Source organism: Cytobacillus sp. C11.1, from assembly GCF_058145115.1.
On sequence record NZ_CM176935.1, the window covers coordinates 254,897 to 276,534 of the forward strand.

Consider the following 21,638-nt stretch of genomic DNA (forward strand, 5'->3'; position numbering starts at 1 on the left):
GAGAAGCACAAGACAGTCTTCGGAAAGGCGTACTTTGTCTTTTGGGGAGCTTATTTTGCTATATTTTTGATTTTTTCTGACAATTTACATGGAAATGTGCTAAAATTTTAAATCAGTTATTGTCAATAATAGTAAAACAATATAGAATTTTCTTATAACCTCTTATGGCAGGCAGGTGAAACGGTGGAAATTACGAAGCATTTTTTCTTTAATCTATCGCTTTTAATCATCATTTTATTTTTTGTGCTCGTATGGGCGGATAAAAGCTCTAAATTCCGTTTTTCGAAAGGCTGGTCACTATTTTGGTTTTTGTTTATGATGTGGATTTGCTTTCAGTTTTCCTATCAGCCGGACCCGCATTATTTCTATGATTTGAGAATGATTATAGTGATTATCGGCGGTTTATATGCTGGGATTGGCCCGCTATTGGCTGTAGCAGTTATTTTGATGAGAGGCTTTTATGGGATAGAGCCCGGCTTTTATACAAATATCTTTTTATATTTTCCGCTGGGGATGATCCTCTGGAGGATGTATCCGTGGTTTTGGAGGCAAGCTGCCAGGAAACGGATTCGCGTAGCAGTTTTTATGGCTATGATTATAAGTGTGCTGACCGTGATTACAATGGAAATATCGATCCCGCCGCAAAACCGATTTGACGCCTGGTTTGCCTATCTAGTGATTCCGCCACTGGGAGTTGGCATGATTTCTTATGTGATTGAGTTCGCCAAGCGAAATCTTGATATCCGCGAAAATATGGTCCGGACAGAAAAGCTGGAGGCTGTGGAGCAAATGGGCGCAGCGATTTCACATGAAATTCGGAATCCTTTAACAGCGGCTATTGGTTTTGTCCAATTATTGCAGGAACAAAAACTGACTCCTCGTAAGCGGCAGGAATATCTGACCATTGTAAAGGCAGAGCTTGAATCTGCCGAGCAGGTCATCCAGAACTACTTGACCTTTTCGAAGCCATCTTTAGATAAAATAGAAGAAATAAATGTAAAGAAAGAACTAATACAAGTCATTAACATATTAAAACCTACCGCCAATCAAAACTCAGTAGAGATTAATTCAGATTTTGCCCTTCTGGGTTCGATCGAAGGGGATCGCCAGAAATTTCACCAATGCTTCTTAAATATTCTTAAAAATGCAATTGAAGCGATGCCGCGCGGCGGACAATTATACATAGAAACACAATATAGCAGCAGCCACATAACCATTGAAATAAAAGACACCGGCATCGGAATGACCGAGGAACAGCTTCAGCGCCTTGGTGAACCCTATTATTCCACAAAGGGCTCAAAAGGAACGGGCCTTGGAATGATGGTTGTATTCAGTATCGTGAGGGCAATGCAAGGCAGTGTGAAAGTCCAGAGTGAATTGAATAAGGGCACTGTGTTCACTTTTTCTTTTCCCTCTTATACGCCGGCTTTGAGAAAGAATGAGGCTTAAGAAAAACAGCTGAGCCTCCCAATTTTGGGAGGCTTCATTTATTTTCCGAGCGAGAATCCTTCAAATAATGGACCTCCATGCGGCTCCAGCATTTTCTCTGTAAGTTCAATAATATTGGTTTTAATGCCATCTCGATAAAAAATGTCAAAAGCGGCAATAAACTCCTCTGCAAAGACAGGATCATATTGCTGTAACGCTCTTGCTGTCCATTTCGAAGAACCGATCCACTGCCTGTTGGTCCTTAGAACAAACTCACTCAAAAGCTCAGCCAGTGTCCCTGCAATGAAGATTTCTTCTCCCCTGTTGCGGCTGCCTCTCAAATCATCTACAGCATCTGTAATAAAGTAACGTTTGAGAAGAATTGTCTCCTCTGTCCAGGCTTCCGGCCCCTTAGCAAGCAGACTTAGTGCTTCTTTTTTAATTTCCTGAAGAATGCCGCTGTCCTTCAAGGGCATGCCTTCAGCCACCATCCTTGGCAATGACGGCCGCCCCCGCTCCGCATCTTTGCGAAAAAAATCCTTGTAAGAGTCCAGATTATGGACAAATACTTCTATCGGCCAGCCAAAAGCGATAAACGATTCCCGATAGGCAGTCTTTATTTCTGAATCGAACACAACAATATCAAGATCCGATGTGTCTGTTTCCTCTCCTCTGATCACACTGCCTGCAAGCACTGCTGCCTGGCAAACGGGAAAATGCCGCGTGATAAATTCCTGTGCTGTCTCTGCTGAATGAATCTTTTTCATGATTATTTAATCTGTTCCTTTTCTAAATGGTTCGTGCAGTTATACAATTCGCAGTCCCACTGGCTCTCTTTTATTAAAAGCGTGGTAAGGGAAGTATTTTTCGGTGGATGGGTCAGGTCGGCATGTGGAACCAGTTCTCTTAGGAGATGCCGGATAAATGAGCCGTGGCTGACCACCAGCACATTTTCTCCCGGGTGCTTGGCTGAAATTTCCTTTATGAATTCCATGCCTCTATCGATTACGCTATCATGCGACTCGAATCCAAGATCCATTTCACGCCAGCCGCTGCCCCATTTTTCAAGCCGTTCTGCTTCTGTGGTGCCTTCAATTAATCCGCCGCCGACTTCTCGAATTCTTGAATCAAGCTGGAGAGGGATCGTACTGATTTTCTCCTTAATGGTTTCCGCTGTTTGCCGGGCTCTTAACAGATTACTGGCGTATATGACATCCCATTTTTCAGCGCTGAGCCGTTCAGCTAATAGCTTTGCTTCAGCCAAGCCTTCCTCATGCAAGGGAATATCCGAGCTTCCCTGTGCCCTGCCCTCTTTATTCCAAGATGTAATGCCATGCCTGATCAAACCAATTTTTGTCATATGTACACGTCCTTTCGAATTTTATAATATTCCTTAAAAAAGCAGCCGGTAATTTGAGCAATGCAAATAGCAGCAAGAAAGCTGCAGATAACTGGGGGATTTAGCAAATAGTATTAAAAAGGATCTTTTCTAAAAGATTGTTGTTTTTAAATAGATTTTGCAAATAAAAACATTGATAAATAAGGTTGGTTGATTGGAGCGTAAGGTGCGAGACTCCTGCGGGAGGAGTGGGACAGGTGAGACCCCACAGGCGCTGCGCGCCGAGGAGGCTCACCGCCCGCCCCGCGTTCGCTGAGCATCCTGGAGCGGAAATCAACCTCTCCACTACTTGTTTGAAAAGCAACAAAGTTTGCGAAAACAGCTATTAAAAAAATGCAAATAGATTGGCTAGTTCTGCAAATAGAAAGATCACTTTGCAAAAAATATAGTAGTCTCTTAATCTATGTATAAGAAGAGCGGTACCAATTGAGTACCACTCTCCGCAATGTTTTCAAACGCTAGAGTCCAAACAAAAGAGACTTAAACCAACCTTTTAGATTTCTCAACTTTCATCCCGTTTGCTATAGCCTTCCGCTTTCATATACCGCTCTTTAATCAATTTTCGGTGGTGACGTTCATGTCCGGCAATAATATAGGCAATTGCCCTGGCGGTTACTTCGGTTCCGTTGGCATTACCAAACTGCAGCAGAGTTTCCTCCTCCAGGCTTTTTAAAAGTGCAAGGGTATTTCCCCGAACAACCGAAAACTGATCCAATAGCTGACGAATGGAAAAACGATTAAAATTCCCTTTTTTCACATATTCATTATCATCATATCCAGGCAGCATTGCTGCTTCTCCTCTGCTGATGCAAAGCAGACGGTAGACCATGATGCGCTCGGTGTCAGTAACATGGCCGATTACTTCTTTAATGGTCCATTTTCCTTCCGCATACCGGAAGCTGGCCTGGTCCTCATTAAGATTTTTTAGTAGATTAGCAGTCTCTGTTACTTGTTTATCAAGAATCTCCAGCAAATCCCCATCTGGTACGGAATTAACATATGCTTCGTAATATGGTGCATATTCGTTTGCTTCAGGTTTTTTCAGCATGGCTTCCACCCCTCTTTATTCCCTAATTTTACTAAAAAGTACGGATATAGTCATCCTTCAAGTGAATAGGATTCATGAAAAAGAACGAGCATGCTGCCACACTCCTTAAGTCTGAAAAAGCTCTCCCCTGACCGCCTTTATATATCTTTCTGCCGAACGCTGTACAGCCAGGTGTGCCTCTTTTTCTATGACCTTATGAAAAGCATTGTATAGACGGTCATAGGCAAGCGGCTTCACTTTACCGGCCATTCTTTCAACGGTTTCAGGCGGCAGAGGAATGAGGTTCGGGTAGCTGTACATAAAGCTGACCCATTGGCGGTCCGCAACAACCTGAATGATATCACCGGTCAGCAAAACCCCTTTTCCATCATGGCCCATTTGCCAGTGAAGGACTGCACCGCCTTTAAAGTGGCCGCCAAGGCGGTGAATTTCAATTCCATCATGAAGCTTCAAACTTTCTCCGCTCCAGAAAATAATATGGTCACTGTCTCTCATCACCCATTCCCTGTCATCTTCATGAATGTAAACAGGAACGTTAAACCTTTCCGCCCATTCAATCTGGGAGGAGTAGTAATGGGGGTGTGAAAGCGCAATTGCGTGGATTCCGCCAAGCTCGTCTATCGACTGAATTGTCGCTTCGTCAAGATAGGAAATGCAATCCCATAAAAGATTAAAGCCATTATTTTGAACCAGATAAGCAGTCTGGCCGATTGCGAATTCAGGTACAGTTTTGATGCTGTAGAGATTAGACTCTTCCTGGGATATTTTATTGTTATAAGCACTGCTTTTCTGCATTTCATCCAATGTGGTCCATTCCTGGCCTTCCTGTGCCACATACTGCCGTTCTTCCTGGCAGATTTGACAGCTTTCAGGCTGGTGATCCGATGGCGGATATTGAATACCGCACGTGCTGCATATATATTTTTCCATAAAGGTTTGCCTCCATTTCACTGGCTGGTTATAATATCCATTTTACAGACAGAAGTTTACTGCTAAATCGCCGGATGGACTGAAACTGGCTACACCTTTAGTCGCAAATTTTAGGATTATATTTTAAGCCTAATGTAAATATTTCAAAGCCTAAATTCTCATAAAAGCCGGATTTCTCTTCCTCGGCCAGCAGCTGAAGATGCAGCTGTGACTCTGTGCAGCGCTCTGCCATCAGGCGCACCATTTCCCTTCCAATCCCTTTGCTGCGATAAGCAGGTTCTACGATTAACCCGCAAAGATAGGCATTGATGATGCCATCAGAAATAATCCGCCCCGTGCCAATCAGGCGCTCTCCATCATAGGCGCTAACCACAAGCCAGCTCTGCTCCATCGCTTTATAGAGCCTTTCTTTCGGCAGCTTCAAAAAATCATTCCAGCCGTCATTTTCATATAAGCGGTATAATGGCTCCATCTCCGGAATCTTTTTATCATATCTGATCACTTGGATTCTCCTTTCATACCAGATTGCTCATTTCTTTCTATTTAAGGTTGTAAAATACCTCTTTTAGGCGAGTTGACGATATTTCCGGAAAGTTGCTGATATACCGAGTTAGTTAATGATATATCGTTGGAGTTGATGATAAAAGTTTGTTAGTTGATGATATTTTAATAGGAAATAAATAGGCCCTTATTTAGAGTCATCCCGGCAAAAAAGTTGCTATATGACAATAAAACGTTAATCTTTTAACAGTTTACCAAAATATACTCGCATGATACTTCACTATGCTCAGTCGTTTTGGCTGTAAGGTCATATGTTGACGCATTGTCTTTTTCACAAATCTGTATAACTTCACTAAACCATTTCTTTTTGCTCACGGAACTTTTTTTCATTCCATCCGTAGATAAACATATCGAACTTATTAGGAGAGATATTAATGGGAAACATCTTTATTTTTTCGCTCATTGCCGGACTGGCAGCCTCTGTCCTGCTGATTCCTTTAAGCTATATGGCAAAGTCTGAAAAGGAAGGTAAAAAGCTGGGGACTGGCATCATGGCCGGAACCATTGCCGTAACCGTACTGCTTGTTTTTGCCTTTTATTATTTAAGCAATCTTGACCGGAACTTAAGCAGCATTTGGCCGCTTGCCATTATTGCCTCTCTCGGCGGAGCCTTTCTTGCAGCCGGGAAGGAACGAATGATTAAAGCAATCCTTTTTATAGGAAGCCTTATTGTCGGTGTTTACTTCCTAACTGCTTTTCTCTTTAATGCTGATGAAAAATATGAAAGTGCAAAAATGAAGGAGCAAACGGAGATTGAGACATTTGACGAAACGGAAACGCCGGCTAGCGTGCCTCCGCAATTTGCCCGCAATAAGATGAAAAAGGCTTTTGGCCAGGTTCCGAATACCAGCTATTACGAACTCGGCAGCCTGCAGATCCAGAAGGTCAATGGGGAGTATGTATATATTGCGCCCGTTGAGTTCTCCGGCTTTTTTAAATGGTTGAACGGGGATAAGACACCTGGTTATTTTACCATCAGTGCGACAGATTCCTCAGCCAATCCAAAGTTTGTGAAAAGCGATATGGTCTACACGCCATCTTCCTATTTTAATAAAAACATTGAGCGCCATATCCGCATGCAGTATCCACAGCAAATCTTTTACGGGGATGTTCAATTAGAGGTGGATGATGATGGCAAGCCTTATTATATCCGGTCTTTCGGTGAGTTTATCTCGGCCCGAAATGGTTTTGACCTTCAGGGAATGGTCATGGTTGATCCAGTGAGCGGAAAAACCAAGGTCTATAAGCTTGAGGATGTTCCTGCATTTATTGATGGGGCCGTGTCTCCGGAAACCGTCAGCCTGCAGAATAGCTACTACGGCAATTATATTCATGGCTTCTGGAACAGCAAGTTTGGCAAAACCGATGTGAGGCTTCCTTCAGATGAAGGAACGGAAGCAAATGTCAGCCCGATTTTTGATGAAAATGGAGACATGTACTATTTTACTGATTTTACAAGCCCGAAAGAAGGTGTCGATTCAATGCTTGGGTACTCACTGACCAATTCCAGGACAGGTGAAGCGACCTTCTTTACCGGCAATCTTGAGGAGTCGTATATGGATTCACAGGGTGCCCTGCAAATCATTGAGAAGAAGTTTATTGAAAAGAAATGGAATGGCGAAATGCCTGTTCTGTATAACTTCTACGGAGAAGCGAGCTGGCTGACGCCGGTTCTCGATGCCAATGGCTTTTTGCAGAATTACTTCATCGTATCTGCTGCCAATCCGGAAATTTCCGCATATGGCACGACGCCAAATGATGCTTTAAGGCTTTATAAAACAGCTCTGCAAAGAGGCGGCGGCACAGTGGATGGAAGCTCGAAAGCAGAGGAAAAACAGATAAGCGGAACCGTTTTGAGGGTCTACAAGGAAAAAACCGGTGATTACACCGTTATCTCGTTTTTACTCGACAACCGTCAGAGCTATGTTGTTTCAGCTGAAACCGTTCCAATGGCGATCTATTTGCAGGAAGGCGATCAGGTGAATATGAATTATCTGGAGACAGGCGAAGCATTCCTGCCTGTGAAGGGCATGACCATTAAAGGGTTGGAATAAGAAGTTACTGAACGAGTGTTCTCACAAAAAAACACGATGAAGAGCTCCTTCATCGTGTTTTTTTATTAGCTTGGTATGAGGCTGGCTGATTTGATTGCACTTGAGAGTGTGGACTTAATGCTTACGTGATCAAATGAAAGACCGAGCTGGACAGCGGTATGAGCGATTTCAGGCCTTAACCCGGAGATTGTGGTTTTTACTCCGATGAGGCTTAACGCTTCAATCAATTGGAATAACTGATGGGCCACCATCGTGTCGATCATGACAACACCTGAAAGGTCCATGAATAGCTGATTCACACCCAATTTATTGCATTGCTGAAGGGTATTTTCAAGCATGCTCTTTGCCCGGGCTGTGTCGATATCCCCAACGAGCGGCAATAGCGCGATGTCTTGAGTTAAAGAGATGACGGGGGAACTTAATTCACGGATTAAATTCTGCTGGGCCTCCAGCCTTTTTTGGGAATGGTTATTATACTCTTCCGTAAACCACGTTACGACTTCACTAAAAGACTTCACCACAATTCGGCGCCAAGTAGTTACCTGGCTGCAATCAAACTGGCCTTTATTTGTTTCAGCAAACTCATCTATTAAATTCAAATACTGCTCCTGAGTTGTAAAGAATTCACGGAGAATTGATTGCAATGGCGTGCTTAGATGTCCTTCATCCTGCGCTACTTTTACAATCCATTTTTCGAACTCATTAAAGAATGATTCTTCATCTTTATTAAAGACTTCACAGAACTTCTGATGAAATTCATAGTTTTGCTGTTTAACACTTTCAATAATGGCCGGATCGTTGGAGCTATAGATTCCAGCGCTCTCTCGTTTTTCCAGATTTTTATACCATTCTTCTGTCAATTGCCTTGTTTTCTCCAGCAAAAATTGATATAAGTCCTTATTACGATGCATCCTATGACTCCCCTTACCGTTCAAATTTTCTATTAATATTTTAACTGATGAGGAAAAACGTGTCGATTTTAAACCACTCATTAGCTATTTTTTACAACGATATGGCCACCTGTATGCTTGTAGTTTACTTCTTGTTTAGGAAGCAGCATGCTTAAGGCTGAAGCGCCAATCAGCAGAATGATGGAAGCAATAAAGGAAATATCATAGCTTCCTGTCAAATCAAATAAAACACCCGGGACAAAGGAACCCAGCGCAGATCCAAGCTGGTGGCTGAGATAAATCCAACCGATAACTGCACCGACTGAGAGGTGTTTGAAGTATTCTGTTGCCAGTTTCATGGTTGGAGCTACCGTTGCAAAATTTACGACACCAAAGCTGATCGCAAATAGAATCAGCAGATGTGATTCTGAGATGAAGAAGCCAAACAGGGAAGCATCATTAACAATGACTAATAATAGAACAATCGTTAGGGCTCTCACTCCGTATAAAAAAGCCAATATCCTTCTGCAATTCCACCGGTCTGCCAGGAAACCGGACACGACTGTACCCAAAATATTAAAGCCGGCCAGCAAGCTGACAGCCGCTCCTGTAATGCCCGGTGTAAAACCGCAATACTGTGCAAAAGGAATAAGGTGTGTATCCATCAAACCTGTCGTTGTGACGCCGCAGACGAAAAACGGAAGCATGAGAAACAGGAATTCTTTGCGCTTCATAAGCTGGAAGATTGATAGAGTTGCTTTGGGGGCTTCTGTGCCGCCGTTCTTGCTGTTTTCTGTGTCTTCCTTTGCGCCATAGGCTTTTATGTTAATGTCAGCTGGATTCGAACGGACAAACAGGATAAGCAGCGGAAACACGACTAAAATCAGAAAGCAGCCTAATACGATAACGGTCATTTTCCATCCGAGCTGATCGATAAGAAACAAGGACAGCGGGACGAGAACGAGCTGACCAGCTGCCGTTCCGGCGGACATGAGCCCCATGGCCATCCCCTTTTTATCCGCAAACCAATTCGCCACAGCTATCGTTCCCGCCACATTGGAGGCACCGCCAAAACCAATGGACGCAATAACCCCATATATGATCATCAGCTGGACAGGATCGGTTGTGAAGAAGGTGAGAATCGTAGATAAACCAATCAGCAAGATGCTGCAGGATAATATGTAGCGGATTCCATACTTATCAATTAGCCTGCCGACATAAGGCTGGGAAATGGCGAACACGATATAGCTGATAAACGCAACTAAAGAAATGACGCTGCGATTCGTGGAGAATTCAGTCTCCCACGGGGTCATAAAAGCCCCAAACGAAAGCCTCACCCCTTGTGCGGCCAGCAAAGCAACAAACGTCAAAAACAAAATCACCCACGCATAATGAACCCTCAAACGCTGCACAATGTAAACCTTCTTTCTGGTGACAGGCACCTATACCAGTGGGCATCAACTGGTATAGGTGCCTGGTACTTTTTTATCCATAATCATACCATAAAATATTTATATTTTTCGGAATTTTGTCGGTAGATGAATGCTTATAGATAAATACAGAAGGTGCCAGGTACCTATACCACTTCCGTTAAGTGGTATAGGTACCTGGCACTCAGTTCATAGCTTTTGTATAAACGCGACCTTGAGGTAGTCTCCCTCTTTGAATTCCTTGATTGTGCGAAAGTCTTCCGGGAGGGTGAATTCTTCAAGGATTTTGTATCGGTCCCCTGTTTGCCCGAACGCTTTTTTAATGAAATCCTTGAATTTTCTCATGTTAAAGGTGCTGCAGTTGGATGAAGCGACGATAATGCCGTTCTTTTCTGTGATTTGGATGGCTTGTTCGAGCAGCTCCGGATAATCTTTTCTCGCACTGAATGTATGCTTTTTGGACCGCGCAAAGCTAGGCGATCCAAGATGACCATATCAAACTTCAGCTGCTTTCGGACCGCATATTTAAAGTAGTTAAAGACATCTTCAACGATTATATCCTGCGCTTCATAGTCAATGCCATTGACGCTGAACATTTCGATTGTTTTGCTTTTGCTGCGGTTTGCCAGGTCAACACTTGTTGTCTTTGATGCCCCGCCCAAAGCGGCAGCAACTGAAAAAGCCCCCGTATAAGAAAAGGTATTTAATACGGTTTTGCCTTCCGCATACTTGTCCCTGATTGTTTTTCTAACATGTCTTTGGTCAAGGAAGACGCCGACCATGGCACCTTCATTCAGATAGATCGGATAGTTAATCCCGTTCTCTTTCACCATCAGCGGAAATGATGCCCGCTCTCCTGCTACAAAATCATCATCCTCCATATAGGTGCCTTTCACGGCAAAGCGCTTCTTCTCATAAAGGCCTTTCACATCTGCTGTCTTCATGAGGGCTTCTACAACCGTTTTCTTAAATGTGTAAACCCCTTCACTGTACCAGCTGATGACATAAAAGCCATCATAAAAATCAATCGTGATGCCTCCAATCCCGTCACCTTCCCCATTGAAAACCCGAAAAGCGGTTGTATCCGGATCTTGAAAAGTGCTGCACGCCTTTCGAAGGCTGTTTTAATCTTCTTTGCAAAAAACGTTTCGTCGAGGGGTTCCTGCTGATTGCGTGTCAGCACCCAGCCTCTCCCTTTATTTTGCTTGCCATAATAGCCTTTTCCGATAAACTGGTTGTTCTCATCCACAAGCTCAATCATTGCACCCTCTTCAATCCCCTTCGGAAGCCGCTGAACAGACTCCTCTGTCACCAGCGGATACCCTGATTGAAAATTCTTTTTATATTTTGACGCCACAGTTAATTTAATCGCTTTACTCATGCGTTCACCCAATCATTTTTTAATGTACTGTCATTGTAGTATTTTAACATTAAAAGTGCCAGGTACCTATACCAGTTGACTGAACTGGTATAGGTACCTGGCACCAACAGGATCCCATTTTTCGCCTTTATTCGGCATTTTATTTTTCAATCAAACGTTTGATTGAAAGTGCTGTTATTCCTTCTGAAATCTGAACTTTTCCCGGGAAATGAATGAGAGGATTGTCGAAAGTCCGTTAGTGAAGATCGACAAATTTCAACTCATTCTAAAAGGCCATCCCCCAAATGGAGAATGGCCTTTTGATTATACAGCTTGCTTTGTCTGATTATCCTGCTTCAAAAGCTTCATTTCACTGATAGCTCTTTTACTCTTATTTTCATCAAATTCATTTTCGCTCTTCGCAACAACAATGGTCGCAATTCCATTTCCAATCAGGTTAACGATCGCTCTTCCTTCACTCATGAAACGGTCAACACCAAGCAGCAATGCCAAGCCTTCCAGTGGGATAACCTGAAGGGCAGCCATCGTTGACGCAAGGACAATAAATCCGCTTCCTGTAACACCTGCAGCACCTTTGGACGTTAGCATTAACACTAATAGAACCGTAACTTGCTGGCCGATTGTCAAGTCAACACCGAATACCTGCGCAAGGAAAACAACCGCCATCGAAAGGTAGATGGATGTACCGTCCAGGTTAAAGGAATATCCAGTTGGAATAACAAGTCCAACAACGGATTTGGAGCAGCCGATGCGCTCCATTTTATCCATCATTCTAGGAAGCACTGATTCTGAAGAACTTGTACCCAGCACAATCAAAATCTCGTCTTTGATAAACTTCAAATAATTCCAAAGGCTGAATCCGTACATCTTGCAGATAATATTTAAAACGACAAAGATAAACAGTGCCATTGTAATATACACAGACATCATCAGTTTGCCCAACGGCACCAAAGAAGCCAGGCCAAAGTTTCCAATTGTGTAAGCCATTGCACCAAATGCACCAATTGGAGCAGCCTTCATCACATAGCCAATAATTTTAAAGAATACTAGTGACAGCTTATCCAAAAATTCGGTAACGATTTTTCCTTTTTCACCAAGAGCTGCCAAACCGACTCCAAACAGGATGGAGAAGAATAATACTTGTAAAATATCACCTTTTGCAAAGGCATCCACCATATTATGAGGGACAATATGAGTAACAAACTCTATCCAGTTGATGCCCTCTCCGCCATTTTGCGTATACTGGGATACATCCCCTTTTTCCAGCTCGTTAAAATTAAGGCCAGCACCAGGTTTTATGACATTTACAACGATAAGACCGATCATTAAAGCAAGTGTTGTCACAATCTCAAAGTAAATGAATGCTTTGCCGCCAACCTTGCCGACTTTTTTCATATCTCCCATTTTTGCAATTCCAAGGACGATGGTTAAGAAAATAATCGGGGCAATGACCATTTTTACTGCGTTAATAAAGGTATCGCCTACCGGCTTCATCTCTTTTCCGACTTCAGGCCAAATGAGCCCGACCATTACACCGATAAAAATAGCAGTTAATACTTGAAAGGTTAAATTCTTATAAATCCGCTGCTTTTTCAACTTCATCTCATCTCCTTTTTTCTAACAATTCTTTCTATTAAGAATGATAGCGTTTTCAGATGAGAGAGAGAAGTTTATGGTCATAACGGATGTTTTGTTCATTTTGGTCTCCGTTTTTCACTTATTCGTTACATACCGATTTACAGGTCTCCCCACTCCGCCATATTGGACATCCAGCCTGATTGCCCCGCTCTTCTCTAGAAAGTCCAAATAGCGGCGGGCCGTGACCCTGGCAATGCCGATCGCACTGGCTACTTCCTCTGCCGACCGGGGTTCATCCTGTTTCTGCATAAAGGCTGTAATTTCGTTCAAAGTGAAATCATTCAGGCCTTTAGGCAAATCACTTCGGGCTGCATGTCTCTGCTCGGCATAAATAAGAGCGTCCAGCTGCTCCTGGGAGATCGTTCCTGATTCCTTAAGGCTTTCCCTATAATGGCGGTATTTTTCAAGCGCCTGCTGGATTCGGTTGAGCTTAAAGGGTTTAATAATATAATCCCTGGCACCGTTTTGAAGCATTAGCTTAATGGTTTCCTTATCCTTGGCAGCAGAAACGACTATCACATCTGCATTCAGCTTTTGCTTTCTAAATTCCTGAAGTGTCTGGATTCCATCCTTTTTAGGCATAAAAATGTCTAATATAACAAGATCCGGGTTCAGTTTTTTCACAAGGGAGATGCCTTCCTCCCCATTCCCGGCCACTGCAATAATCTTAAAGCCCTCCACACTGGTGATAAACTCTTTATTAACCTCCTGGACCATTGGATCATCTTCAATCAGCAGCACCCTGATTTCCTCTTTACTCGCCATGTGATTCTCCCTCCGCTTCCATCGGAAAAGTGATCGTGAAAGATGTTCCTTCACCTTGCTTTGTTGCAACCTCTATGCTGCCTTCCCCTTTTTCTACTATTTGTTTAACCAGAAAAAGCCCGTACCCTGTTCCGCCTGATTTGTTTGCTGTAAACCCTTTTTCATAAAGCTTCGGTAAAATATCTTTCTCTATGCCGCTTCCATTATCTTCAACCAGTACAGCACAGATATCCTCTGTCTGTTCCAGACTAATATCAATCCTTCTATTCTCATGCTCCGTGTGCTCAAACGCACCAAATGCATTTTCGATCAGATTCCCCAATAGCAAAACAAAATCGTGATGATCAAGCCGTTTTGGAAATTCTTCAAGATTGCTGTTTTGATCGATGACCACAGTAATACCCAGTTCCTTGCCGCGCCTCACTTTACTTAATAAAAGGCCGGCTACAGCATCATTCTTTATTTTATCACCCAGGAAGTTAGAAATGCTTTCCTGCTCTTCCGACGCATCGAAAGCCAGTTTTAATGCTTTATCTGATTTTCCGAGCTGTATTAACCCTGCAATCGTATGAAGCTTGTTCATATGTTCATGGTTCTGAACCCTGAGTGCTTCAACAAAGCTCTTCACCCCGGTCAGCTCCTCCGCAAGCTTGGCCACTTCTGTACGGTCCTGGAAAATGGCTACTGCTCCAATCCTTTCATTGTCTTTTCGGATTGGAATCCTGGTGCTTAGAATGACCTTTCCGCTCACAATAATTTGTTCATTATAAACAGCACGATTGCTCTCGACGATTTCTGGAAGTCTGGTATCTTTTAAAACGGTTCTGATATTTTCACCCGCAACATTTCCTGTAACGTTAAAAATTTTCTTTGCTTTTTCATTAAAAACGGTTATATTTTCCTGATTGTCAATGGCAATGACGCCCTCATTAATCGAATGGAAGGTTGCCGTTCTTTCCTCAAGCATTCTTTTAATTTCATAGGGCTCGAGCTGGAACATCTGCTTTTTGATATGGTTCGCAAGCATTAAAGAGCCGATTAGCCCAAATATTAGCGTCAGCATCACAATAATGGTTATGTCATCGATTAATTCATCTATAATCTCGATAAAAGATGGTACCTTATTGCCTACAACCACAACACCAATCTGATTCAGGCTGTTATCTTTAATAGGGATGAAAGCCCGAATAAAGGTTCCGGCCTCCCCCTTTGCCTTGGAAAAATAAATATGCTCCGCAAAGGCTGGTTTTTCATCCTCGCCTTCAGATTGCTGGCCAATCAATTCTTTTACCGGGTGGGAATACCTGATACGCTGCATATTCATGATAACAATATAGTCTGTTTCATTGATGATCCGGATTTCCTCTGCTACCTTATTAACTGTCTTCCAGCCTTGTGGCTGCAGAATTCCCTCTTTCACGTCTGACAGCTCAGCCACCGTTCTGGCTGTGTTCATGGATCGGATCCGAAGTTCCTTTTCTTCCTTTTCCTGTATATTTGTAATGATAACCATTCCGCCAATCAAAAGGGAAAAAATAACGATGGTATAAGATAGAATGGTAATTTTCCAGCGGATAGGCATTTGTTTCAATTGAGGGAACCTCCCTTCTATCACTAGCATCTTTACGGTTCCGTTTCTTCTAAGTATGATAACATTAAAGTGAATCTTCCATGAGTGTGTTTTTTTCACACTCATAGTTAGATGAACCAATCGGGCTTTTACGGACAGTTTGCCCTCCAGCTTTCTTCAACGATTACATAAGTAAATTACTGCCCGTTAATGAGGGGTAATGGTTTTTAATAGGAGGCTTCAGATGAAAAGCACATTAGGCTTCATTCTCCTTGCAGGCACGGTTATAATCATGGCAGCTATCTTTGCTTATCAAAGCCTATTCCCGCGCGAAGAGATTCCCTATGATGATGATCAGGAAGGACTTAAGGAACAAATCGTATTAAAATTCAGCCATGTCGTCGCTGAGAATACGCCCAAGGGCCTTGCTGCACAAAAATTTGCAGAGCTTGTTTCTGAAAAATCAAATGGCCAAATTAAAATAGAGGTTTTTCCAAATGGCAGCCTCTATTCCGATATAGAAGAAATTAATGCGCTAAAAGATGGACAAGTCCACTTTATCGCACCTTCTACATCCAAGCTTGGCATGCTTTCTCCTCAATGGGGCGTGCTGGATTTGCCCTTTGCTTTTCCAACCCGCGAAGCCGCTTTGGAAGGGTTAAGCGGGGACATTGGCAGGCAGCTTTTGCAATCCTTGCAGAGTGACGGGATTAAAGGGCTTGCCCACTGGCCAAATGGATTTAAGCAGATCACCTCAAATAAAGGGCCTATTCAGAGTCCTGTGGATATGAAAGGGCAATCCTTCCGAATTATGCAGAGTGACGTGATTGAGGCCCAATTTAGCCGCTTAAATGCGGATGCTATTCAGGATTCCTTCAATTCCACTTACCAGCTGCTTGAAGAAGGCAAGGTGGACGGCGAAGAAAATACCATCTCAAATATTTACTCTAAAAAATTCTATAACTTACAAAAGCATTTGACAATCAGCAATCATGGCTATCTGGGCTATGCAGTCATGATGAGCGAGAAAGTCTGGGACGAGCAGACTGAAGAAACAAAGGAAATCTTGCTGGAGTCCATGCAGGAAACAACCGCCTGGAATAACCGGCAAGCCTTTGCCATGAACGAAGAACAGCTCACGACAATTAAGCAAAACTCCTCCATTCAATTCCACAAGCTGACAGACCAGCAAAAACAGGAATGGAAGACTGCCCTTGAGCCTGTATATGAAGAATTCTCAAAAGAAATCGGCAGCAAATTAATAGATGAAATAAAGGAATTGCGTGCTAAATATGAATAAAAAAGTACCAGGTACCTATACCAGTTGGCTGAAGTGGTATAGGTACCTGGTACCAAAAACTCTGGGCTGCTTTTGCCCAGAGTTTTTTCTTTAGCAGAAGCTCCATTGCTGGGCAGCTGCGGCTGTTTCTTTTAGCATGGTTCCCTTTGCGGCAAAGTCTGTGTGCCAGGAGAGCGCTTTTTCGAGCACATGCGGTGTTTGGCCTCCTCTTGTGAGGGCTTCCTCGTAATATTCGCGAAGCTGGTCACGGTACAGCGGGTGTGCACAATTTTCAATGATCAGCTCCACGCGCTGTCTTGGAGCCAGGCCGCGCAGGTCGGCATACCCTTGTTCTGTGACGATGACATCCACATCATGCTCGGTGTGGTCAATATGTGAAGCGAATGGCACAATGCTTGAGATCTTGCCGTCTTTGGCAATTGATTTTGTAACAAAGATAGCCAAGCGTGCGTTGCGTGCAAAATCACCCGATCCGCCGATGCCGTTCATCATTTTCGTTCCGAGGACATGAGTGGAATTGACGTTTCCATAGATATCAAGCTCGAGCGCCGTATTGATCGAAATGAGCCCGAGGCGGCGGATGATTTCGGGATGGTTGGAAATCTCCTGCGGGCGCATAATTAAACGGTCTCTGTACCGTTCAAAATTTGAGAATACTTCTTTCATTTTTTCATCTGAAAGAGTAATCGAACAGCAGGATGCAAAATTCACTTTGCCTGCATCCATCAAATCGAATACAGCGTCCTGCAGTACTTCCGAATAAACTTCCAAATTCTCAAACTCAGAATCAAGCATACCGTGCAGCACCGCATTGGCCACTGAACCGATTCCGGATTGAAGCGGTGCCAGACGATTTGTCAGCCTGCCTGCTGCAATTTCCTTGCGGAGAAACTGAATCAGATGCTGGGCCATAATGACGGTTTCTTCATCTGGCGGCACGATGGTAGAAGGGGAATCCTGCTGATTCGTAAACACGATTCCTCTTACCTTCTCCAAATCGACCTTGATTCCAGGCGCTCCAATCCGATCATCCGCTTTTGTCAAAGGAATCGGATCCCTTTCCCCTTGCTTGCCCGGATCATATAGATCATGCAATCCTTCGAGCTGTGTGGATTGCGCAAGATTGATTTCGATAATAATAGATTTGGCATTTTCTGCAAAAGATAGCGAGTTTCCGATTGAAGTAGAAGGAATGATCATTCCATCCTCCGTTACCGAAACCGCTTCCAAAATAGCGAAATCAATAGGGTCCATGACATTCGCGCGCACAAGCTCGGCTGTGTGAGACAAATGCTGGTCCACAAACAAAAAGTCTCCCTGGTTGATTCCCTTTCTCATCGTTGGATCTGCCTGGAATGGAAGTCTTTTCCCCAAAATGCCCGCCTCGGCAAACAGCTTATCCACATCAGACCCCAGAGAAGCCCCTGTATAAACATTCACTTTAAAATGTTCATTTTTGGCACGGTCAACCAAAGCAAATGGAACCGCTTTCACATCACCCGCACGTGTAAAGCCGCTTAACCCCAAAGTCATTCCATCCTGAATCCAGGATGCTGCTTCCTCAGGTGTGACAACTCTGTCGTGCAAACGTGTATCTTTAATCCGATCTAAACTTTTCTCCATAATGCTCATCCCCTCTACCATGATATATATAATCATTTTACCCGCCTAAAGAGAGAGGATTGAATTTTTGGATTATATTACGGAAAATTCCGATAAAACAGCAAATTCACAGTCCAAAACAGCATGAATTTTCTAAAAACCGAGCAATTTGCGGAAATAGCTGGAATAGGATTGGCTGACGGGCACCCGATCTCCATTTTTCATGGCCAGCAAAAAAGTTGAATGGGTATCAGGATAGATCTCCTTTATATGATTAACATTTACGATGAATGAACGGTGGCAGCGGATAAAACTATCTTTCGGAAGCGAGTACTCAAAGTCCTGAAGGGAGTATTTATGAGTGCCAGATTTATCACCTGTATGTACATAAGTCTTCTTATCCTTTGCTTCGAGATAGACAACCTCGGAAAAAGGAATGGGAATCCAGCCATCATTCGTTTTCATCGTGACAACGGATTTACCGTCTGTCAAAGCCGGAAAAATCGCTGTCACACAGCCTTCCAGCTTCCCTTCATGCAAAAACGGCACAGCCATTCCGTGATAAGGAACCCCAAATACATCCCGATCTATAAACTCGGAGACTCTTTGCTGTGTCCGTAAAGCCTTATGAGCGATGGTTCCTTCTTTAACAATGTCACCAGGCCTGATTTTCAAATCAATTCGCTTGCTGGGCCGGTAATAGATATATTCATTCGTATTGGAAACTGCAATAGAAATCTCATCGGAAAACAGTTCTCCGATCACGTCCAAAAGAGACACAACTGTAATGCTTTCCACGTTCCTTCAGCACCTTTCATGATGATTGCCTATTTCTATTTTACAAGTTTTCGCAGAGGGATTCTATGAATGAGTTTTAATAAAAATCTTATCATTCACCGGAGCTCTCCAGCATAGAATAGAGGATTATAACCCATTAGAGACCATATAAGGGTTAGGGGTAAAGGAGGATGCTGATATGTTAATTCGCCATCAGATGGTGGAGAAAACAGATGTCCGCTATTGTGATGAAACCTTTAATTTGGAAAAGGCGCTGCAGTTTTTAAATGAAACAGGTTATCGCTGTGTCCCGATTCTGGATCAAACACATACAAAGTTTATCGGCAATATTTATAAAGTTGATATCTTAGAATATAAAGAGAATCATTCGCTCGATGAGGCCATAACTGCTCTAGCCACTGATCAGGAGACAGTAATTGATGAAAATGATTCCTTTATGAAGGCTTTTTTTACGCTAAAAAGATTTCCCTATCTCCCTGTGGTGAATAAAAATGATAAGTTTGTCGGCCTTCTCACGCACGCAGCTGTACTGGAGCTGCTGGAGGAAGCATGGGGATTGAACCGCGGCAGCTATACACTTACAGTGGGCAGCTATGGTACGCAGGGGACCTTGAAGAAAATGACCAGCATCATCAGCAAACACAGTGATATTCAGGGAGTCATCTCACTCGATTCCTCAAATTTCCACGTCAGCCTCATTCGCCGGGTTCTATTCACATTGCCGAAGGATACCACGAAGGCAACCTTGGATAAAATAAAAAAAGAGATGGACCAAAACGGCTTCCGGGTGATTGGTGTCGAATGCCATGATGGGAAATGCTAATCGATAAGGAAAGACTGGATGTTGATATTGCCCCCTATTGAATGGACAGGATGGAGCGAGATTATCACTTCCTTCATTCGATATTGATTAGGGGATGCTCATGACAGTTTGGGAAGAAAGTCAAAGGAAGGCCCTGCATAAGCATTGGAGCCGACTGCGACGACCTCGCACGTTCCCGGAGTGCCTGGCTCGAAAAACAACAGGCGTGTTTCAGAGGGAAGATAAAAAGCCGTTCCAGCGATGGATCGGCTTTTTTCCTAACGGTTATTGCGATGGACGAATTCCTGGTATCCATAAATAATCCAGGCATATGAGGTGAAAAATAGGAAAATATGTACAGGCTTAAATTTGACCAATCTATATAAATCAAATCTTTGATACAAGTAATTGAGCGGAAAGGCAAACAGGAAATCCACGATCGCATTAAGTGCTAGGTAGCGTTTAAAGTTTCCAAAGGTAAAATGAAAAATCCATAATGTTCCTATAAAGAAAGGGCCAGTGATAAAAATCATATCATTGATAAATTTATATCTTGTTCCCCCTTTAACGGTCCACCATTTAAAAGGAATCGCCAATATACTCATGCCCAAAACTAAGATTCCGGCAAAAGCTGAAACCGTAGAAAATTTATTAAAAGACTTTTTAGGCAGAAAAAATATGGTCAGCCAAGGAACAACGAGATGAAGCAGCCTAATCACGTTTGTCGCATTCATTAATGAATTCCCCTTTCTGCCATATTATTCTACGGGGAATTTAGAAATATTCGCCAATGATAAACCTGCTTCAGCGGTTAATGACTTAAACTGCAGAATCCAGCCTAAAAGTCCCTTCCACTTTCTTCACAATTTCTTTCCCGATTTCAATTGACGCTGTTGCTGCCGGGGAAGGTGCATTTAATACATGAATGGAGCGTTTGCTTGGCACGATGAAAAAATCATCGACAAGAGAGCCGTCGTCCTTCAGAGCTTGCGCCCTAACACCAGCTGGTCCGGGAACGATATCATCTTTTTGGATATCTGGCATTAGTTTCTGGACATTTTTCATAAATAGCTCTTTTGAAGCAGAGCGGATCATCTCATCCACTCCCTCTTTCATATACTTGCCTGCAAGCTTCCAAAAGCCTTTATATGAAATAACCTCCATCAGGTCTGCCAAGTTGATATCTGTCTTTTTGTAGCCTTCGCGTTTAAAGCTTAGGACCGCATTTGGACCAACATCGATTGATCCATTAATCATTCGTGTAAAATGAACGCCCAGAAATGGGAAGTTGGGATTAGGCACCGGGTAAATTAGGTTTTTAACCAGGCTGCTTTTCTCTGGCTTCAGCATATAATACTCGCCCCTGAAAGGGACAATTTTTACATCCGTTTTTAGTTTGGCAAGCTTTGCAATGCGGTCAGATTGGAGGCCGCCGCAGTTAATATAGTAAGCCCCTCTTACTTCTCCCCGGTTCGTTTCAACAATCACTTCCTGCGTGGTTTCATCGATGGATACTACCTTATGGTTCAGCAGAATGTCGCCGCCTTTTTCCCTGATCAATTCAGCCATCTTCTCCGAAACCTGCTTATAATTCACAATGCCCGCCATAGGAACATGAATGGCTTTTTTCCCATTCACATGCGGTTCGATTTCATGCAGTTCACTTTTATCAATCATCCGGATTCCCAAATCGTTTTCAAGCCCTCGCTGATACAAGTTTTCCAAAAGGGGCAGCTCATAATCCTCGCTTGCTACAATCACTTTGCCGCAGATATCCACTTCAAGCCCATGTTCCCGGCAAAACTTCGTCATGGATTCACTGCCTTTTTTGGCCAGCTTTGCTTTATAGCTTCCAGGTTTATAATAAATACCTGAATGGATGACCCCGCTGTTATGGCCCGTTTGATGGGCTGCAACATGGTTTTCCTTTTCAAGGATTGCTACTTTAGCTGCAGGAAACCGATTTAATAGCTCCATCCCTGTTGAAAGGCCAACAATTCCCCCGCCAATAATGATGTAATCATACATACTCCTCCACCCTT

General features: G+C 43.2%; 18 protein-coding genes and 1 pseudogene. 4 read left to right on the top strand and 15 right to left on the bottom strand.

Going from position 1 to position 21,638, the window contains the following annotated elements; genetic code table 11:
• The first annotated feature begins 183 nt into the window (after positions 1–183).
• Entirely contained in the window at positions 184–1,449 is a 1,266-nt protein-coding gene (locus AC3ZVC_RS01270; protein ID WP_490065935.1) for an ATP-binding protein, read from the top strand.
• A 38-nt stretch (positions 1,450–1,487) separates the two neighbouring features.
• Here the strand turns inward: AC3ZVC_RS01270 and AC3ZVC_RS01275 are convergent, their stop codons facing one another.
• From AC3ZVC_RS01275 to AC3ZVC_RS01295, 5 genes are all read right to left on the bottom strand, one after another.
• Positions 1,488–2,195, bottom strand: a complete 708-nt coding sequence (locus tag AC3ZVC_RS01275; RefSeq protein ID WP_490065936.1) for a nucleotidyltransferase domain-containing protein — start codon at positions 2,193–2,195, stop codon at positions 1,488–1,490.
• 2 nt (positions 2,196–2,197) lie between these two features.
• Positions 2,198–2,788 (bottom strand): histidine phosphatase family protein, encoded by a 591-nt coding sequence (locus tag AC3ZVC_RS01280; protein ID WP_490065937.1) that lies wholly within the window; start codon positions 2,786–2,788, stop codon positions 2,198–2,200.
• A 541-nt stretch (positions 2,789–3,329) separates the two neighbouring features.
• Complete coding sequence (locus AC3ZVC_RS01285; protein WP_490065938.1) at positions 3,330–3,875, bottom strand: DinB family protein; 546 nt, start codon at positions 3,873–3,875, stop codon at positions 3,330–3,332.
• Positions 3,876–3,980: 105 nt separating this feature from the next.
• Positions 3,981–4,805 carry an MBL fold metallo-hydrolase gene (locus AC3ZVC_RS01290; RefSeq protein WP_490065939.1) on the bottom strand — a complete coding sequence of 275 codons (825 nt, stop codon included), beginning with the start codon at positions 4,803–4,805 and terminating at the stop codon, positions 3,981–3,983.
• Between the two features lie 97 nt (positions 4,806–4,902).
• Complete coding sequence (locus AC3ZVC_RS01295; RefSeq protein WP_490068775.1) at positions 4,903–5,277, bottom strand: GNAT family N-acetyltransferase; 375 nt, start codon at positions 5,275–5,277, stop codon at positions 4,903–4,905.
• A 463-nt stretch (positions 5,278–5,740) separates the two neighbouring features.
• On the opposite strand from AC3ZVC_RS01295, the gene AC3ZVC_RS01300 reads away from it, so the two are divergent.
• Positions 5,741–7,420: a hypothetical protein gene (locus AC3ZVC_RS01300; RefSeq protein WP_490065940.1), complete on the top strand. Its 1,680-nt coding sequence runs from the start codon at positions 5,741–5,743 to the stop codon at positions 7,418–7,420.
• 65 nt (positions 7,421–7,485) lie between these two features.
• Here AC3ZVC_RS01300 and AC3ZVC_RS01305 read toward each other — a convergent pair whose 3' ends face one another.
• The 6 genes and pseudogenes from AC3ZVC_RS01305 to AC3ZVC_RS01330 all read right to left on the bottom strand — a co-directional run bounded on the left by AC3ZVC_RS01305 (position 7,486) and on the right by AC3ZVC_RS01330 (position 15,145).
• Entirely contained in the window at positions 7,486–8,331 is an 846-nt protein-coding gene (locus tag AC3ZVC_RS01305) for an STAS domain-containing protein (protein WP_490065941.1), read from the bottom strand.
• 80 nt (positions 8,332–8,411) lie between these two features.
• A complete protein-coding gene (locus tag AC3ZVC_RS01310) occupies positions 8,412–9,722 on the bottom strand; it encodes an MFS transporter (RefSeq protein ID WP_490065942.1) in 1,311 nt (436 codons plus the stop codon).
• A 207-nt stretch (positions 9,723–9,929) separates the two neighbouring features.
• Positions 9,930–11,121, bottom strand: a pseudogene (locus AC3ZVC_RS01315) (class I SAM-dependent rRNA methyltransferase).
• Between the two features lie 303 nt (positions 11,122–11,424).
• Positions 11,425–12,723, bottom strand: coding sequence for a dicarboxylate/amino acid:cation symporter (dctP, locus tag AC3ZVC_RS01320; RefSeq protein ID WP_214727479.1), 1,299 nt, complete (start codon positions 12,721–12,723; stop codon positions 11,425–11,427).
• 111 nt (positions 12,724–12,834) lie between these two features.
• Positions 12,835–13,524, bottom strand: a complete 690-nt coding sequence (locus tag AC3ZVC_RS01325; protein WP_490065943.1) for a response regulator — start codon at positions 13,522–13,524, stop codon at positions 12,835–12,837.
• A complete protein-coding gene (locus AC3ZVC_RS01330) occupies positions 13,514–15,145 on the bottom strand; it encodes an ATP-binding protein (RefSeq protein WP_490068776.1) in 1,632 nt (543 codons plus the stop codon). The genes AC3ZVC_RS01325 and AC3ZVC_RS01330 overlap by 11 nt, the downstream gene beginning before the upstream one ends.
• Positions 15,146–15,338: 193 nt before the next feature.
• Between AC3ZVC_RS01330 and AC3ZVC_RS01335 the strand changes: the two genes are divergently transcribed.
• Positions 15,339–16,394, top strand: coding sequence for a TRAP transporter substrate-binding protein (locus tag AC3ZVC_RS01335; protein WP_490065944.1), 1,056 nt, complete (start codon positions 15,339–15,341; stop codon positions 16,392–16,394).
• A gap of 90 nt (positions 16,395–16,484) precedes the next feature.
• Here the strand turns inward: AC3ZVC_RS01335 and scpC are convergent, their stop codons facing one another.
• Positions 16,485–18,017 (bottom strand): succinyl-CoA:acetate CoA-transferase ScpC, encoded by a 1,533-nt coding sequence (scpC, locus tag AC3ZVC_RS01340; protein ID WP_490065945.1) that lies wholly within the window; start codon positions 18,015–18,017, stop codon positions 16,485–16,487.
• A 132-nt stretch (positions 18,018–18,149) separates the two neighbouring features.
• Positions 18,150–18,794, bottom strand: a complete 645-nt coding sequence (locus AC3ZVC_RS01345; protein ID WP_214727469.1) for a LytTR family DNA-binding domain-containing protein — start codon at positions 18,792–18,794, stop codon at positions 18,150–18,152.
• A gap of 178 nt (positions 18,795–18,972) precedes the next feature.
• Here AC3ZVC_RS01345 and cbpA point away from each other — a divergent pair, with 178 nt between their 5' ends.
• Entirely contained in the window at positions 18,973–19,617 is a 645-nt protein-coding gene (cbpA, locus tag AC3ZVC_RS01350; RefSeq protein ID WP_490065946.1) for a cyclic di-AMP binding protein CbpA, read from the top strand.
• A gap of 257 nt (positions 19,618–19,874) precedes the next feature.
• Here cbpA and AC3ZVC_RS01355 read toward each other — a convergent pair whose 3' ends face one another.
• Both AC3ZVC_RS01355 and lhgO read right to left on the bottom strand, forming a co-directional pair.
• On the bottom strand, positions 19,875–20,330 hold the full coding sequence (locus AC3ZVC_RS01355; RefSeq protein ID WP_490065947.1) for a hypothetical protein: 456 nt from the start codon (positions 20,328–20,330) through the stop codon (positions 19,875–19,877).
• 85 nt (positions 20,331–20,415) lie between these two features.
• A complete protein-coding gene (gene lhgO / locus AC3ZVC_RS01360; protein WP_490065948.1) occupies positions 20,416–21,624 on the bottom strand; it encodes an L-2-hydroxyglutarate oxidase in 1,209 nt (402 codons plus the stop codon).
• Between the last annotated feature and the right edge of the window lie 14 nt (positions 21,625–21,638).